Source organism: Brevibacillus sp. HB1.1 (assembly GCF_013332445.1).
GTDB classification, from domain to species: domain Bacteria; phylum Bacillota; class Bacilli; order Brevibacillales; family Brevibacillaceae; genus Brevibacillus; species Brevibacillus porteri.
The window spans coordinates 140,459-155,942 of sequence record NZ_JABMIV010000010.1 but is presented as its reverse complement, the minus strand read 5'-3'; the positions used below and the strand labels follow the sequence as shown (position 1 = coordinate 155,942).

13 protein-coding genes are annotated in these 15,484 nt (G+C 48.7%); all 13 read right to left on the bottom strand.

Annotated features, from left to right (window positions below):
• Positions 1 to 17: 17 nt before the first annotated feature.
• Positions 18 to 1,442, bottom strand: a complete 1,425-nt coding sequence (locus tag HPY27_RS23235; protein ID WP_174226076.1) for a contractile injection system protein, VgrG/Pvc8 family — start codon at positions 1,440 to 1,442, stop codon at positions 18 to 20.
• Entirely contained in the window at positions 1,439 to 2,107 is a 669-nt protein-coding gene (locus HPY27_RS23230) for a hypothetical protein (protein ID WP_174226075.1), read from the bottom strand. The genes HPY27_RS23235 and HPY27_RS23230 overlap by 4 nt, the downstream gene beginning before the upstream one ends.
• A gap of 14 nt (positions 2,108 to 2,121) precedes the next feature.
• Entirely contained in the window at positions 2,122 to 2,901 is a 780-nt protein-coding gene (locus tag HPY27_RS23225; RefSeq protein WP_174226073.1) for a DNA and RNA helicase, read from the bottom strand.
• A gap of 44 nt (positions 2,902 to 2,945) precedes the next feature.
• Positions 2,946 to 5,618 carry an acetate and sugar kinases/Hsc70/actin family protein gene (locus tag HPY27_RS23220; RefSeq protein ID WP_174226072.1) on the bottom strand — a complete coding sequence of 891 codons (2,673 nt, stop codon included), beginning with the start codon at positions 5,616 to 5,618 and terminating at the stop codon, positions 2,946 to 2,948.
• 51 nt (positions 5,619 to 5,669) lie between these two features.
• Complete coding sequence (locus HPY27_RS23215) at positions 5,670 to 6,365, bottom strand: hypothetical protein (protein WP_017252078.1); 696 nt, start codon at positions 6,363 to 6,365, stop codon at positions 5,670 to 5,672.
• The gene (locus tag HPY27_RS23210; protein WP_173623985.1) at positions 6,356 to 7,633 is read right to left on the bottom strand and encodes a normocyte-binding protein; all 1,278 of its coding nucleotides are present in this window, start codon (positions 7,631 to 7,633) and stop codon (positions 6,356 to 6,358) included. The genes HPY27_RS23215 and HPY27_RS23210 overlap by 10 nt, the downstream gene beginning before the upstream one ends.
• A complete protein-coding gene (locus tag HPY27_RS23205) occupies positions 7,630 to 9,447 on the bottom strand; it encodes a PP2C family protein-serine/threonine phosphatase (RefSeq protein ID WP_174226071.1) in 1,818 nt (605 codons plus the stop codon). The genes HPY27_RS23210 and HPY27_RS23205 overlap by 4 nt, the downstream gene beginning before the upstream one ends.
• A 20-nt stretch (positions 9,448 to 9,467) precedes the next feature.
• A complete protein-coding gene (locus HPY27_RS23200) occupies positions 9,468 to 10,307 on the bottom strand; it encodes a PP2C family protein-serine/threonine phosphatase (protein WP_017252080.1) in 840 nt (279 codons plus the stop codon).
• 5 nt (positions 10,308 to 10,312) lie between these two features.
• A complete protein-coding gene (locus tag HPY27_RS23195) occupies positions 10,313 to 10,843 on the bottom strand; it encodes an FHA domain-containing protein (protein WP_174226070.1) in 531 nt (176 codons plus the stop codon).
• Between the two features lie 71 nt (positions 10,844 to 10,914).
• On the bottom strand, positions 10,915 to 11,469 hold the full coding sequence (locus tag HPY27_RS23190) for an FHA domain-containing protein (RefSeq protein WP_174226069.1): 555 nt from the start codon (positions 11,467 to 11,469) through the stop codon (positions 10,915 to 10,917).
• Positions 11,470 to 11,801: 332 nt separating this feature from the next.
• Positions 11,802 to 12,248 carry a J domain-containing protein gene (locus HPY27_RS23185; protein ID WP_017252083.1) on the bottom strand — a complete coding sequence of 149 codons (447 nt, stop codon included), beginning with the start codon at positions 12,246 to 12,248 and terminating at the stop codon, positions 11,802 to 11,804.
• A 102-nt stretch (positions 12,249 to 12,350) separates the two neighbouring features.
• A complete protein-coding gene (locus HPY27_RS23180) occupies positions 12,351 to 12,776 on the bottom strand; it encodes a hypothetical protein (RefSeq protein WP_017252084.1) in 426 nt (141 codons plus the stop codon).
• 150 nt (positions 12,777 to 12,926) lie between these two features.
• Positions 12,927 to 15,095: a transcriptional regulator gene (locus HPY27_RS23175; RefSeq protein WP_173624061.1), complete on the bottom strand. Its 2,169-nt coding sequence runs from the start codon at positions 15,093 to 15,095 to the stop codon at positions 12,927 to 12,929.
• Positions 15,096 to 15,484 lie beyond the last annotated feature (389 nt).

Below are 15,484 nucleotides of genomic sequence, written 5' to 3'. Positions count from 1 at the left end.
CGTGGCAACCATGTGTGTCAATTGGTTTTGAGCTCCTGCCCGACGATGCTTGTATTTCCGTCCATCTTGATGTTGCTCTCTTTGCAGGTGAGACTGATCTCCTCTTTCGCCGAGATAATCACCTTCGTGGCAGAATCCATCAAAATGTCCTTTTCGGAGACAACCTTGATATTTTTCTTGCTGAAAATCTGGATGCCGTCCGCGTCGGTCATGCGAATGAGGATTTCCCCGTCCTTTGCGCTAAGCAATACCTCCGACGGGCTGAACATCAGTTCTTTTCCGTTGGCCGTGCGGAAGTATTTGATATCGGGATTCCCGAGCTTGTTCGTTTCGCCCTCGTCTGAATTTTTCCGGACAGAGCTGATCGCAATCCCGTCACTTTCCTTGTTGCTCGGAAAATAGACGCGGACGTAGTCATCTAGCTCCGGCATGCAATACCAACCGCTGTTTCCTTCGGCTGTATAAACCGAGGAATACGGGAACCAGTGCGCTTCGCTCTTGCTCTGTTTCTCGTCGATATCAAGGTGGATTTTGACGTTGTCTTTGGAGACCTCAATGACTTTTCCTTGCACCGATGCCCCTACAATGAGCGAATTGTGGAGCGATTTTTGGCTCATTCCTTTTTTGGACGCAAGCAAATACTTATGCTTGAGCAAGCCTTTCTTCATCTCGGTATGGGCCTCATACACATACAGGCTCTTCCCTTTGAAATCCACACCGTTGCCCAAATCGAGCACGCGATCCGTCTCGACCTCGTAAAAGATGTAATCATTTTCATCCACGCCCTTGACCCCGTTTTCCGAGGAATGGCGGTATTCGTTCAAATTTTTGCGCACTCGATAGTGAAAATCGTCCAGCTTACCTTTCGAGGCACCCTCTGGCACACCAAAGCTGAACTTTGGCTTTTCAAAAACGGATGCCGGCATCAGTCCGGTCTGAAAACGCGAAGCAAGCCGCTTGAGAAACTGCCAATCCGTCTCCTGATACTGCATGGTAAAGGAGCCCAGCTTCCCGCCATTGGAGGCCATGTCCATCATGTCCATGCCTGGGTATTCTCCTGCGATTGTTTTCAAAAGGGCACCATAGGTCATGGCTTTGTTTTGAAACGAACGGCTCTTGCGCTTCACGTCGAGATTGTACGTAGGCGAGACAGCTTCGACGTACAGATAATAAACGTCTCGTACGGCTTTGATGCCTATCTCCAGAACAATCCCCGCAAAAAGCGGCGTGGCGTTGCCGTCGCTATCCACCTGACTGATTTCGATCGGGGTCTGTGCTTCCGTCATTTCTACATAGCTGTCCTTCAATTCTTCTGGTACGATCCCCGTAAATGTCAGGCGAGCGTGCTCATTAATCTTTTTCGTAATCGTCAGTTCTACCAGATGCGTCAATTGATAAGGAGAGATTTGCAAATTGTTGTAGGCAATGACAGGAAGACTCATATTTTCCCTTCTCCCTTCCCATTTTCATTTGAATTGGTGGATACGAGCGACAAGGAATCCATGATCCCCCAGCCTACTGGCTTCCAGTCCGACAGCTCCTGCTCCGTGCAATTGAACGTGCAGAGAAGAGCGCGTTCCTGTAGAGAGACAAAGCTGATCAGGTTGTAAATGTCCGTATCCAATGCGGGCGCAACAAACTCGAAAAATCCGACGCTGTTCCCCGCAATCTCACGTATTCCTTCCTCCTGCCAACGAGCGAGTGGCTGTGTTCTCCGCAAAACCTGCTTCATGACATCCATGAAGGCCTTCAGCTGTGCAGGAGAATCGGTCAGCTTGCTCTCGGTATAGGTGAAAGCCAAGTTAATGGACGCCGTTTCGTTCGTATAAATCAGTGAAGGCCTACGTTCCGATGGATACTTCAGCGCTGCTACTTCTGGACTCATGATGGAAAATGTCTTCGGGAGTCGAATCTGTACGAGATCGTCGAGAACGCGCTTGTCCTCCATGGGAATTCTCTCTTCACCGACTGTAATAAATGATTTGTTCACGACATCCAGTCGGTTTTTGCCCTTTGGACCAAAACGTATTGCTGCTGGCTGTGCATCCTCACCGGAAAGCTCATTCAACATGCCGATAATGCTTTCATCCATGCGCGCCATTTCCATTCACCATCCTCTCGTTAATCAACAATAACCCGCTGACGCCCGCCTGTTTTCCACTCCGTTTTTGAGGACTTTCCGCCACTCTTGGCGTCATCCAATATACGTGCGAGGTATTTGAGAATCTGCAGGTTCGTGTACTCGCGGTAACCATTCCCCATTCTGTTGCCTATATAATGAAGAATGAGCCCCCGCTCTACCCTGTCCGCATTCAAGCACTGCATGGCAAAGGCGAGATCATACGGGTGATTGGTGACCGTTTTCAGCATTTCATTCGCAAAATACCGCAGGATGAAAGGAGCAAGTGTTGGCTCGTTTCTCCCGGCATGTTCGACATGCACGATATTCCATGTATTGAATTCCGTCGCCATATCGGCTAAATCCTGATAATCCCCGCGAAGCCTTGCCCCTTGCTTGAGCTTGAAGCGCCCCAGTTCCTTTTCATCCTGGCGTGACTCTATCTCCTGATCGAGTACATACAACGTCTCGTAAACGTAATAGTCGGTCAACGAAGTCTCCTCGTGAAAGCGAATCTTGAGTACCGTCTCCGTACCTGTGGCCTCATAAGGAACACGCTCTTCGCGGTCGAACAAATAAATCCGTCCTTGATGCTTGACGATTCCTCTGCCGACAGTGAGGTGCTCATCGCCTATCGATACATCCAACCCAGAAATAATGCCGTCTGTATAATCCTGAAAGTATAAATCTACAAAATGCCGCGGGTAATCACGCAGATTTTCAAGCATCTCTCGCTTGAGAATTCGCCCTTTATGAAAATTGGGATAGAGATGGGAAAACACCGCTGTTCCCCCTTCCTGTTCATTTAAGCTGCCTGGTTACTTGATCATTTCATCCCGTCAAAGAAATCCAGCTCGGACAAGTCACTCTCAAAAGCAAAGAAAACCTTTTTTCCCAAAGCAAGCTGTTCATTCAGACGAGCTACTGGCACGACATGGAATCCCCACTCACTGCCGCTCGCAAAAACGAAGTATTTCGACTCGCCATTTTGAATCGAGTCAGTCTCATCCTGCGGGATATGCGTTCCGTACTTGCTCGCGATGTCCTCATACAACACGTTTTTGTATTGAGCAGGCTCATCCATGTACAAGTACCGCTGGCGCAGCTGGCCATCATTTTCCTTGAGATAAAATTCAACTTCGCTCACGCCGTAGGGACGCGAGATAGAGCCATGCACGAGACTCAGCTTTTCCTGACTGTGAATCAGCACTCTCTCTTGCTTGTTATACGTGAAGGCGGTCACGGAATACGGGACGATCGGCGCATGGTTCGTAATTTGCGCTTCGATGAAGCCTGCCTTTTTGGCACTTTGATAGCGCAGTGCCCCACGTAAGCAAGACAGCTTCAGATCTGGCACCTTGCCTGCATCCTCTGACTTTTGCCGGAACTCGATACTGCGTCCTGGGACAAACTCTTTGAGCGCTTCACGGAAAACATCAATCCGGCACGACTGCCCAGTCAGCTTGATGATCGAGAAGTCAGCCAGCCTTCCTTGTTGGTAAAAATCGTCCAAGAAGACGCGCAAAATCTCGTAAATATCCGCCTTGATCAGGTGATTGATCTCTTTCGCGTTGAATACGACATCCGGAAAATCAAACACATCCCGGAAGTGACCATCCTCCCGTATCGACAACACCCATCGCTCGACTGCCGTCAGCTTTAGATCAGGCTCTTGACGATTTTCTGTATCGGATGTGAAGCGATTTCGCAGAATACCGGTCTGACGGAAAAATTCTTTTTTCATGTGGTCAGCGAGGTCCCACAAAAAGTGAAAATTATTGCGGACACGCTGATACTCGTCCCGGCTCTTATTCTCGTACTCCTTGTAGCGAGTCGGCAAAATCGCCTCAGCTTCCCGATATCTCGCCTCGAAGCGTTCATAGATGGAGTCGACGCCGTATTCATCCACGTACCGGAAAATTTCCGATCCAGGGATGTCGATGATCTGGTCGATGTCGGTCACTTGCCGCCCTTTTCCGTAATAGTCCGCGAAGACGATTTTCATAAATTGCATGATGCGATACGTAATGTTGTTGCCACCAAAATTGGTGTCGCCGTTTTCATAGGTCGTATCGATATCGATGCGATAGGAGATATGTCCGTCCTCGATCCGGAAATGGCATGAAGACAGATCCGTCGTTCCTCCACCACAATCGATGACGAGCGCTTGGTACGTTTCCCCGTCCAGAAAGCTGTTTTTGTCTATTTGATCCGCAATCGTGTTGAACAGGACGGCCATTCCTTCATCGAGAGCGTGCTCTGATTCGATGCGGTACTCAGGCAAAATCTCGGTGAACATCTCAAGAAACTGCGTTTTCAGCTTGACCGGACTTGTGATATGCAGATGACGAAAGCGGCATTTGAATTGATGCTCGGCCATTTGAATGACGTGAAGAAGGTACTGGCGCAGGATGTCGCTTCGTTTCACAGTCGCGGTATTCCCTTGGCTGTCCATGACCTCTTCGATCTTGTGATAGCTGTTCACCCAGCGCTTGATGCCTTGAAACACGGTCGCGTTCGTGCTGTATCCGTTCTTTTTCATGTGCCGCAGTGCTTCATAACCGATGTGAAAGCGAACGTCATGTGGGGAGGAGCAATCCGCCACGCTGACAGCCGTCGGCAGCACCTCGATCCATTCCTCGTTTTTTTGCGTTGTATCGGGGAAAGAGACGTAATTGATCGCATTCAAGCGTATACGTCCATTCAACAAGTCGTTGCTAGAAGGGGAGCTGACATACTGATGGTCGAGAAAAGTACCCGCTGTCGTCGAGGAGGTACCAAAATCAATCGCGAGAACGGCATCTGTTTCTTCCAATTCCCTGATCTCGAGGTCAGTCACCGGTACTTTGTAGTAGTGGAGATTGACAGGCGGCAACGGATGGTCCTGGTGATACGCCTTGTACAAGTACTCCGAATCCTGCTTGCGGAAAAAGAGCAGGCTGTAGTTTTGATTGACGGTTTTTCTCAATGGAGCATCCTGGTGAGCGTGCAGCGTAAAATGCCCCGCTCTCCTATCGTCTTTGTCTTTATGCAGATGCAGAATGCCGCATAGCTCCATATGGTCATTCACTAAAAGCACATTGGATTCGGACAAGCCTTGGGAGGATTCGACGCGATAGTTGTCCAGCCTGTCAATGGCGAGACCCATGTACAAGCACATCTTCGCTGGAATTTTGATCGCATCTACACCTGGCATCGGTGTGTTTAAATATTTGTGGAGTACAGCTTCGAGGCGTTCAATACCACCTGGAACAGCGCGCTCAATCAGAAGGTTTTCTTCTGCCCCACGAAAACGCAGAAGCGTTTGCAGCAGTCCCTCCCGATCGAGATTGTTCACGACAGAGCCGACCAGTTTTTCCTTGTAGCAAATATTGCGGAGCTGAAAGGTCGTCATCTCCATCAGCTCGTCCCGTGTGTAGGTCGCTTCGCCTGGATGATTGCGTTGATTTCCATCCCCGCTGCCTTTTTGGAGATGAAGCTTATATGAATAGGTAGTCATCCCAACTCTCCTCTCTCCCGACCATCGTTGGGGTCAATCGGTCAAAAAACTCTAGTACAGTGCAACACTGTCGATTTGCATCGTTTCCTCGACATCCAAAATGCCGAAATGATTTCGCCAATAAATCTCTGTATGGAACCGAACCGGTAGAAAAATATCCTTGATTAAAGCGAGCTTGGCATGTGCCGTTTCACTTTCCGACTGCCCAACGTAAATCAGCAGTTCATCTTTTTCTTCGCAATTGGCGTAAATCGTAGAGTGAGAGAAAATTTTGCGCATCGTATCCTTGAGCAGGTACACCGCTTCGCCGGTCTCATACAAGCGCAAAATATTGCCTGCGATAATCTCTCGCTCCTCTTTGGTAAAAAGTCGGATATTTTCCTGTACCCGACTGCCGAACAGCCCCGCTTCCAAATCGCGCAATACAAAACGGATGTGGTATTCACGCTTGTTCATCCCTTGCGACAGATCAATCTCGGCCAGCAAATGGATGATGATATCAAACAAGGTATGCCGAAGCTCTACATCGTCCGAGTAATTGGCGTCGAAAAGGTCACGGAAAATATCGTCGAAGCGGTAGTACGGATTCACTTCTACTGTCTTATCCACCGTTTTGGCGTTGATGGCCTCATGACTCAGCTCCATGTAGGGTGAATACACTTTGGCCGCTTGGAACTGGATGTCTTTTGGGGCGATCCCGGCGCGTTTTGCACGAATAACCAAATCCCAGATGTAATTCAAGCCCATTCTCCTTCACACTTGTATTCCGGAAAATACATCTGAACCTCGGAGACGAGGAAGCTCATCATGTCTTGGAGAAGAAAGCTGTTCGCCCCACGTCTCCGAAAGCCGAGAGCCATGATCTTCTTGTCGTTTTCTACACGGACGTTATCGCTAATGAACGGATTTAAACCGTACGTAGCGGGAGGCCGATTGTTTTTGTCCCGGATCTCTACATTCACTAGCTCCAATTGTTCAGCGGCTTCAAAGGAATGGACGATTCGGATAATCTCTCCTTTAGCCCGTACGGTCATCGCCTGCTTCCGCGCATAGCTCCCAACGAAGCTGTTTTTGCGACGATTGGACACCAATTCGTAATCCAGTCTCCCGATGCGGGTCGTGACAGGCTGTGTAATTTTGCATACGTTCCAAACTCCCGACTTCTCCTGAGGCGAGACGATCGTGAGCTCTTCCGGCGAACGCTTGATGTAGCGAATCAGCTCCTCATCTCCATCCACCAAATACCCGTGCTCACTACCCGTCTTGCGTAACGACAGGACATGCTCGAAGTTCACCCGGTCAATGGCAGGTACGGGAAAGCCGATGTTTTTTAAAGCCAAACGCTCGATGTTCCACAACGGGATCACGTCCAGCTTTTTGTAAGGCTCCCACTCATCAAGGGTCATCGACATTTCCAGTATCTCTTCGTCTTCTGTAAACGTGCCCTCACAGGCAACCAGAATGACATCGAAAAACTTGCTGGCGTAAGGGTGATTCACCGTTTTCCACGGCATCCCGTTCTTTTGAAACATGTTGTACAGCTTTTCCAGCTCATCCATATACACACGACTTTGTTGGAGGCGCACCTCGATTGGATAGTGATTGCCTGCCGTGTTCAGACGACCCTTGAAGGTTCGCTTGCTCATCATCAGCGCCTGAATCTTGTCATATTCACACTCTAAAAAGATCGTCATCATGACCGCTTCTTCCTGGTTGCTGAGCCTGACCGCCAATTCTTTGCGATCACATATCTTCTTTTCCTCATCGCCAGGGATCATCGGGTACAAATACTCGTGGATCGGGTCAAAATCATCGCGATGGCAGAGGGTCACGTAGATGTCATGCTTATCTTCCTTGTCCTCGATCTCGGAAAAAACACGCTCCTCCAGCTTCTTCTGCATCTCCTCCTGATACTCGACCAGGTTGAGGAAGACACCGTTCATGATCTGCTTGAGTAGCCTGCGCTGCTCCAGCTCCTCCATTTTGTTCAAACGATCCAGTACGATCTCTTTCATGGCGTTTTCGCTGCCTCCTCCTGTGTCGGATTGGCTGTAGCTGGTGGATTAGCTTGCGGTGACTGAACTGGCTGAGTCGCCGGAGCTGTCTCGGCTGGCGGGGCTGCTTGATTGGTCGGCGCTACTTGGGGCGCCGGAACTGGCTGATACGTTGGCGCCACCGGATTGACTGGGACTGCCTGATTGATCGGAGCTGTCTGGTTAACTGGTGCCGTTTGATTCACCTGAGCTGCCGGTGGCTGGCCTGCTGGCGCACCTGCCGAAGGTGGAGCAGCAGGAGGATTCAGCTTCTCCTCTGCCTTTGTCACCTTGCGCTCCATCGCCAAAACTTTTTCCAGCACACCAATCTCCTGATAAATTTCCTGCGCCTGCGTATACGATTGGATCGCTCCCTCGAAGTCTTGCGCCGCATAGCTCTCGTCGCCTTGCTTCTCCAGCTTGTCACCATCGAGCGTCTTCTTTTCCTTGTCAATGCCGGTCTTTTTGGAAGCTACCTCATCCAGCTTGGTGCGAAGCTCCTTTTCTCCTGTTACAAAAGACGTTTCCAACGCCAGCTTGCGCGCCTTTTGGTAATAGGCTTCTGCCCCAGCGTAATCCTGCGCCTCAAACAAGAGATCGCCTTCCTTTTTCCACTGCATGACGAGTACATACGATTGTGTCTTTTCTTTCTTCTCCAAAATCTCCGGTTCGTTAAAATCTTCGCGCCCTTTCATTTCCTTGAGCGCCTTGTCGTACTTATCCAATGCCTTGGCGAACTGCTCATCTTTTACAGCCGTATCTCCATCCACGATCAACTGTGTAATGCGGATTTTTTTCGCCAAGAGAGTGGCTTGAATTTTGTTTTTGACGATATTTGCGGCATTTCGGGCTTCGCTGTACGCCTTGAGTGCCTTCGGATAATCGCTCTCCGCAATGAAAGCGTCTCCGGCTGTTTCATGCTCGAACATGCCTGTCGCAGCATCCGCGATGCGCTCCGTTTCTTTCATTTTGAACAGCAGAGCTCCGCCTCCAGCCAAGGCAAGCACGAGAAGGATGAGTGCCACCCGTTTGATAATCCGCCATTTTTTTTGCGGGTCTGTCTTGAAAATTTTGTTCGCAAAAATAGCGGCTGCCGTGTAGTTTTGAACGACATGCTCTTGCTTGCTCAAAAGCACGTCTTCCAACGTATCGATCCAGGTTTCCGGATCTGTCGCCTCTTGAAGTCCGTCCTTCATTTCGGCCGAATTCACCTTTTCCCACAGACCTGGGGTGGCAAGCAGAAAAACATCACCGTCATAGAGCGGAAGCTTCTTGGAGATAAACGGGCGAAATTCATTGGGTGTCCCCAAATAGCTCAAGAGATTATGCCGCTCCTCGTGCTGATCAAGCGAGTCCTCTGCGATTTCCTCCCCATCCACCATCTGTTGGGCAAGACTCTGATCCTTGCTTTGCCATTGCAGTCGGCCATTGCGAAACTGATACAGACGGGTGTTACCAGCGACACCGTACCTCACTCTGGCATAGTCCGTTACGATTACCGTCAAGCTCGCTTTTAATCTGACGCGATGGCTCTCAGCTTGTAGGACACGATGGGCCTCCTGTAAATAGCGGCGAATACGATAACGCGAAATAGACGGCCTCTGCAAAAAGTAGCCAAGAACGCTTTTGGCCGCCAACTCTGCACTCTCTACTTCCTGATCGTTGTCCAATCCGCGGGCGATTACCCAGCACGCGATATCATCCAGCTCGGCATAGGCAAAGTAATCCTTGTTGCGAACGAAGCTGCCTGATTCGGATAGAAACCCGGTAATGAATTCACTGTTGTCCTTTCTCATTCGTACTACCCGCTCCCCCGTTACCAGCCTTTTTCCAGGATGAGAATGGTTGCGTTGTCCTGATTGGCTTTTTGCTTGCTTTCCACCGCTTCAATGATTTGGTCAGCCGCGTCATGGGCAGCGATTTTTTGGAACAAAATCTGCTCGAGCTCCATCTCGGTTAACGTATCGTAGACGCCGTCACTACACAGAATGACCTTGTCTCCCTTCTCAAGTGGAAACGGCTCACGCCCAATTTCAATATTTTGAAAGTTGTCGTAACCCAAGTAGTTGATCAGCTGTTTTTTCTGCGGATGCTCCAGCGCCTCGTCCTTCGTAATCTCGCCGGACAGAAAACGAGCCTCCAGCACCGACTCATAAATGTCTTTTTGATTGATCGGGATGAATTCTCCATCCCGGAAAACAGTAATGATACTGTCTCCAACCGCTCCCCAGTACAGCTTGTCCTCTACGATTACGCCAGCGACCAGCGTGGTCCCACCCCGACTTCCTCTCAGCGCCTGCAAAATCTCCGAATTGGCCAGAGAAGCAGCCCGGGAAAAGAAGAGGGACATATGCTTCGGGTTGTCCAGCTTTGTAAATTCGCGGATAAATGTAGTCACGGCAAGCGTTGAAGCAAGTCTGCCGTTAGCCAGTCCACTGATTCCATCAGCCAAGATCGCAATCGTCCCATGAGACGATGTTGCTGTAGAAAAGTAATCATCCTGTTCTTCTCGTCTGCCGATCGTCTGTCCATTTCCGATCTGGATGACGGGATTCTTTTCTTGCCGGATCAAAGTTGCACGCAGACGAAACAAAAGAGTAATGGCAATGATCACGCCGAGGACGACTAGATACGGGATTGCGCCCTGTTGAAACATGCTCATCATTCCTTGCCTTTGTTAGAGTTGTCCCACTCGAAGTGGACACCGCACAGCGGGATGAAAATAAAGGTACTCTTTCCGAGCTGAAGCACATCGTACGCAGTAAGCTCGACTGGTGTGTACACTGCTTCATTGTTATGATAGGCAAGCCCCGACGCATCACCCGGGAGCAAGTAAAAGTTGCGTTTTTTCGGATCGTAAACAATTACCGCATGATTGCGGCGAGAGATCGTGTTGTCTCCGACGATTCGGATATGCATATCCTCTGCGCGACCGATGAAGTTCTTCTCCGCCATAATGCGGTAATCTTGACCTTGTTGCGGCCCCTCAATACATACCAGCCATCCGGTAACAGGCTCAATCCCTTCTGTTTCTCCCAGGTACGGCATCGTTTTATCGTCGTCTGCCACTCTCGCTTGTGCTTTATTGTCTGGCTTTGCCCCAGGCTCAACGACCATACTGCAATAAGGGCAGGTACTTCCGTGTTTTCTGGTGCTAAACATGTGACCATTCGCGCATCTTGTCAAACTCATTCTTCTGCTCCCCCGTTTCGTTCCGTGCAAGGACGATATGTATGTGTGTAAAAGCGCTGTTTCCCCCGTTGTTATTTCAACAACAATCGGGTATTGGCTATGTAAATGATGTCGCCAGCCTTAACGTTATGCGGCTGTTCAATCTCCAGCTTGCTCTTGTCTCGTTTGTTCGGCTGCTTGATGCCTGTGCCGTTTTTGGAATGAATATCCTCGATGAACCAATTCCCAGACGCTTGATTCAGAACCGCATGCTGCTTGCTGATCAAGGCAGCGTATTCCGCGTCCGCCAAGTCGATGTCGACCTCGTTTTGCGCGGAGCTTTTGCCGATCAAAAGGGATGTCTCCCCTTGGATGTACCACTCCTTCACGCTCTCTCCCTCTTCATCTAATAGAACCAGTTTGGTGACGCCATCCTCTTTCTTTGGCTCTGGTTCGTCGGGGCTTCCGAATTTGACGATTATGACCCCGAACAAAAAGAGTCCGAAGGCAATTCCTGTAATAATTTTCAGAGTGTTACTGTCCGTATAACCAAAGACATAAATGAGTGCACTAATCACAAGAATGGAAATCAGCAGCTCTATGAGCTTCACTCTGATGGACTTTTGGTACCCTTTTTTCTTCGCCACATCTTTCCCCCCAATCAACTACCTATAACTGCTTTTGTTCAAAAATTTGTCTTTTCAGCACCGAGAAAGTTACGTGAACCTGAAGAAGGAGGAGCGCAGTGTAGGGGCCCTACATGAGCACCGGACTTCAGAGGTGAACGTAACTTTCGATGCCGAATCAACTTCGCGAATGACTTCGTGATCAAAAGACGAATTTTTGAACTTCCTTTTAAGAAAAATGCTCCGAGCTTTGGGCGAATGGTGTATGTATGGACATCCATCCAAAGACAGGAGCAGGTTGCTACTACCTCTATGTCATGAAAGAGCTGTCATCCAAGCCCGATTTTTCCATCTTATTTTTTCTTCATGCGGAAAAACTGTTCAAACATATCCGTTGTATCCAGTGGATTTTTTTTGCCGGACTTCATGCTGTCGTTCATCTCGCCTGTCTTCGGATTAAATCCAAAAAATCGTTCAAAGGTGCTTCCCAAATCTTCGAAGTTCATACCCGGTGCAGTCTGTGCTTGCTGTTTGCTTTGCCCTTGTTTCGTGCCACTTGTATGGCCTGTCTGTTGTTTCTTCTGCTGAAAAGCTTCGTAACGCGCGTCGTACGCCTCGCGCAAGGCTGGGTCCTGCAATGTTTGATAGGCCTCGGTAATTTCTTTAAAAATTCTCTCTGACTCACTGCTCCCGGCATTTACATCCGGATGATGCTGCTTTGCCAGTTGACGGTATGCTTTTTTGATGTCATTCGTGGAAGCTTGTTTGGTTAGCCCCAGAATCTCGTAATAATTTTTCATGCATGCACCCTCTGTCTGGCAATGATTTTCGTTATTTTGTAGAGCCGTACCTCGAACACGGCTTTCGAGGTACGGCTCTTCCTACCTTACTTCTCTCAAAACCTAAACAGCGTAGCCGCCTTCGATTTTGGTGAGTTCGGTTTTGTCTTTCTTTTGCTTGATGAAGATGCTGAATGTTCCTACACCCTCGGTATCGCCAAAGCTCTCGTTGTAATCCACTACGAATGCGTTCGGGAAATGGATTTTGCGGATCACTTGATCAGCAGCGATTACTTCCAGTGTTACTTTGCGGTAGCAATCCGCTTTTTCTGCTGGTACCAAAGACCAGAGAGCCAGCTTCATGGTGTCATCCGCACTGTCACCATCTGTTGCAGTGATGATTTTGCCAGTCAGTTTCAGTGTTGCACCCACATCTGTGGAGCGCGCGTTGGAATCGTCTGGCGTGTCAGTGTCGTACTTTACTGTCTGAATGTTGTCCATGCCCAGCTCAATTGTTTCAGAACCTTCTACTTTGAGTCGAAAACCCATGGATAAAACCTCCTTGAAATGAAATCTTGCTCTCGAAATACCTGATTGGCTTCGAGGCTTATGTGTAAGGGTGCGTTTTGGGAAACACACCTCTAACCACCTGCGTAATGTGTCAAAAAGTTTCATAAACAGCTCTCCAGGGGATCAATGCTATGCTTTGACCGGAGTCGTTCCTTTGGTGATGGTGACCTCCAGATTTTTCACATTGCCGTTGAACACCAGATCGATATGGCACAGATTGCTCTTGTCATCAATGATGTAGCTCATGTCATCACCATCGTGAATGATGGAGTTCACGAAGCCGCGTGTGCCCAGCCATTTGCTTTTTTGGCTGCTCGGATTGTTACTGAAGAACTTCACGATGTTATCGTGTTTGAAATCACCAGTCTGGAAGCGGAGAATCCGCTCGATATAGGTGCTGACCAGTGTTTTGTAGATGGAATCAAAGCCGTCCTCTGCCATGGCGAGGCTGCGTGCCTTGTACACCGTAATGCGCTTGATATCTTTGCCTTGGATTTGTGCATTTTCCGAAGAGAAGACGAATCCAAAGTTTTTGCGGTTGATGGAATCTTTAATGTTGTTGGTAAAGCCAGAGATTTCTTTGGCCATTGTCGTGATAGCGCGCAGTCCATTTTCACCTGCTTCGATGTCAAAGCGCACACCCGGATATTCGCGGCTAACCACTTTGAATGCCTCACGCAAGTACTCTGGACACTGGTACGCTGCCACGACACCAGCAGCTACATAGCTGGCACCGACATAAACACCCTCGATCCACAGCTTCAGGATGTCTTCTTTTTCCTGGGACAGCTTCACGCCGTCTTCGGTTTGCAGCATTCTGCTGTCGATGACAACTCCTGATTTATCTTTCGGAATAATCGTGAAGTTCGGAATGCTCGGGATCGCGAATTCACTGAATTCTTTGCGCACTAGGATTCCGCACTTGTCGATGTATTTATCAATACCCGCAGTCGCCATGCTGTTGAAGGTCGTTTCTTCACCTGTACTGAAGCTGAAGAACACTTGTACCTTGAAGTCCTTGACGACTTGGAGCAGCATGGTGAGCGATTCCATCGTATTGCCGTCCTGCTTGACGACTTTTTCGTTCCCACGGAAACGCTCGCGAGTCACTTGTGCTTTTCCGGCGGAATCCATATCAACAGATGGAACGATTCCGAACCAGATCGTATCCGTGAAGTCGTTTTTCGCGTTGACCGTGTTCAGGTAAGTCTCCAGACGCGGAATGTTGCTGGACTTCACGAGCATGTCGAGCTTCGTATTCGTGATCAGCATAGCTGGCTGCATGCCTTTGTTCTTGGTCACGTACTGATCGAAGAACATCTTCACGCCCAAAATTTTCTCAACCAAAGGCTTCACCGTTTTTACGAAGTCGTCCTTGGCGTTTTTGTAAAACTCCAGATACGTATTGTAGTTCTGTACTTCTGTCTCAATGTTGACTTCGGTATGTACCGTCGGTAGCGGGCAGAAGGTGCGCACCACGAGATCTTTTACATAGGAGGATGGCGTCTCAGTGATCGACTCGTAATCCTCTTCGAAAACGTTCATCAGACCGTTTCCGCTGTTTTCATCGAGAACCATCAGCTCGCGGCTGTCATTCTTCGGTGCTTCGATGATCTTCAGTTCTCCGTCTTCCCCAATCGTCAGCATCCCGATCTGAATCGCTTCGGATTGGTTCTCTTCTTGTGCGCCGCCCAAGAGCAGTCGTGTTTTGATATCTTCAATTGCCAGCGGCAGCATCGCCATGACGTTGTTGTAGTTTCTGCTGGCATCCTCGAACATCGTGTTCAGCTTGTCACCGAGATCGAGCTTCTTCGGATCGCCATCATCGAGCTTTTCGTAATGGCCGTACAAGTAGTGAATCTCTTTGCGCACCTGACGGATGTCATCCATCACTTTTTTCGGGGAAATCATATCGAGCAAATTCTCGAATTTGAAATCCACATTTGTGATCCCTTGGCTGCGCTTCGTATCAATCAGGGTAAACAGCATTTTCAAGAAGTCGTTGCTCTGATCGATCTTGATCTCAGAAATCGCATCCTCTGCAATTCCGTCAGGCTTTTTCAAGGTGTACATCACTTTTTGGTTCGCTGCATTGTAGAACGAATACACGCTCGGGGAGAACTTGTCCAAAAACTCATCGAAGCTACGCACGAGGAGGTGCTCGTTGATCTCCTTGATCTTGTCGTCACTGAGACTGTCGATGCCTTTTACATCTCCAACAATAGTGATCAGGTCCAATTTTTCCGGGTTGATCTCTTCGAACAGCATGGTTCGGTTGGTCTGGTTAATAATGTCCATAAATGGCCCCTTTCTGTTGTCTGCATAACCACTTAGTCCTACTTGATAGATGATGAGTCCTGCTTCTCGAAAGAAAATGAAAATCGTGACATTTATACCAAAAACAAGCAAAAAATCTTGCCTCTAAATTAAACGTAGCCCGCATAATTTGTCAACATTCCTCGGAACGTGACGATTTTCCTATATCCCGAAGACCATTCCCAGTATTTAGACCCATTTTATTCCACAAATCTTCCTTTTCTTGGATTCTCGTTTTATGCTGAAGACACAGAGTCTCCTTTCCTAGTTCTTCGAAAAAATTGTGATAAGCACAGCCTTGTCCACTCTCTTACTAGGAAAGAAGCACAAGGACTGATAGATATTTCTCCCTAGTTGCCGCTGGGGAGTAT

Excerpts from the sequence above, each read along its gene's own strand:
- HPY27_RS23215 (WP_017252078.1), bottom strand. The coding sequence starts at position 6,365 with ATGGGCTTGAATTACATCTGGGATTTGGTTATTCGTGCAAAACGCGCC.
- HPY27_RS23210 (WP_173623985.1), bottom strand. The coding sequence starts at position 7,633 with ATGAAAGAGATCGTACTGGATCGTTTGAACAAAATGGAGGAGCTGGAG.
- HPY27_RS23200 (WP_017252080.1), bottom strand. The coding sequence starts at position 10,307 with ATGTTTCAACAGGGCGCAATCCCGTATCTAGTCGTCCTCGGCGTGATC.
- HPY27_RS23230 (WP_174226075.1), bottom strand. The coding sequence starts at position 2,107 with ATGGAAATGGCGCGCATGGATGAAAGCATTATCGGCATGTTGAATGAG.
- HPY27_RS23195 (WP_174226070.1), bottom strand. The coding sequence starts at position 10,843 with ATGAGTTTGACAAGATGCGCGAATGGTCACATGTTTAGCACCAGAAAA.
- HPY27_RS23180 (WP_017252084.1), bottom strand. The coding sequence starts at position 12,776 with ATGGGTTTTCGACTCAAAGTAGAAGGTTCTGAAACAATTGAGCTGGGC.
- HPY27_RS23205 (WP_174226071.1), bottom strand. The coding sequence starts at position 9,447 with ATGAGAAAGGACAACAGTGAATTCATTACCGGGTTTCTATCCGAATCA.
- HPY27_RS23175 (WP_173624061.1), bottom strand. The coding sequence starts at position 15,095 with ATGGACATTATTAACCAGACCAACCGAACCATGCTGTTCGAAGAGATC.
- HPY27_RS23235 (WP_174226076.1), bottom strand. The coding sequence starts at position 1,442 with ATGAGTCTTCCTGTCATTGCCTACAACAATTTGCAAATCTCTCCTTAT.
- HPY27_RS23220 (WP_174226072.1), bottom strand. The coding sequence starts at position 5,618 with ATGACTACCTATTCATATAAGCTTCATCTCCAAAAAGGCAGCGGGGAT.
- HPY27_RS23185 (WP_017252083.1), bottom strand. The coding sequence starts at position 12,248 with ATGAAAAATTATTACGAGATTCTGGGGCTAACCAAACAAGCTTCCACG.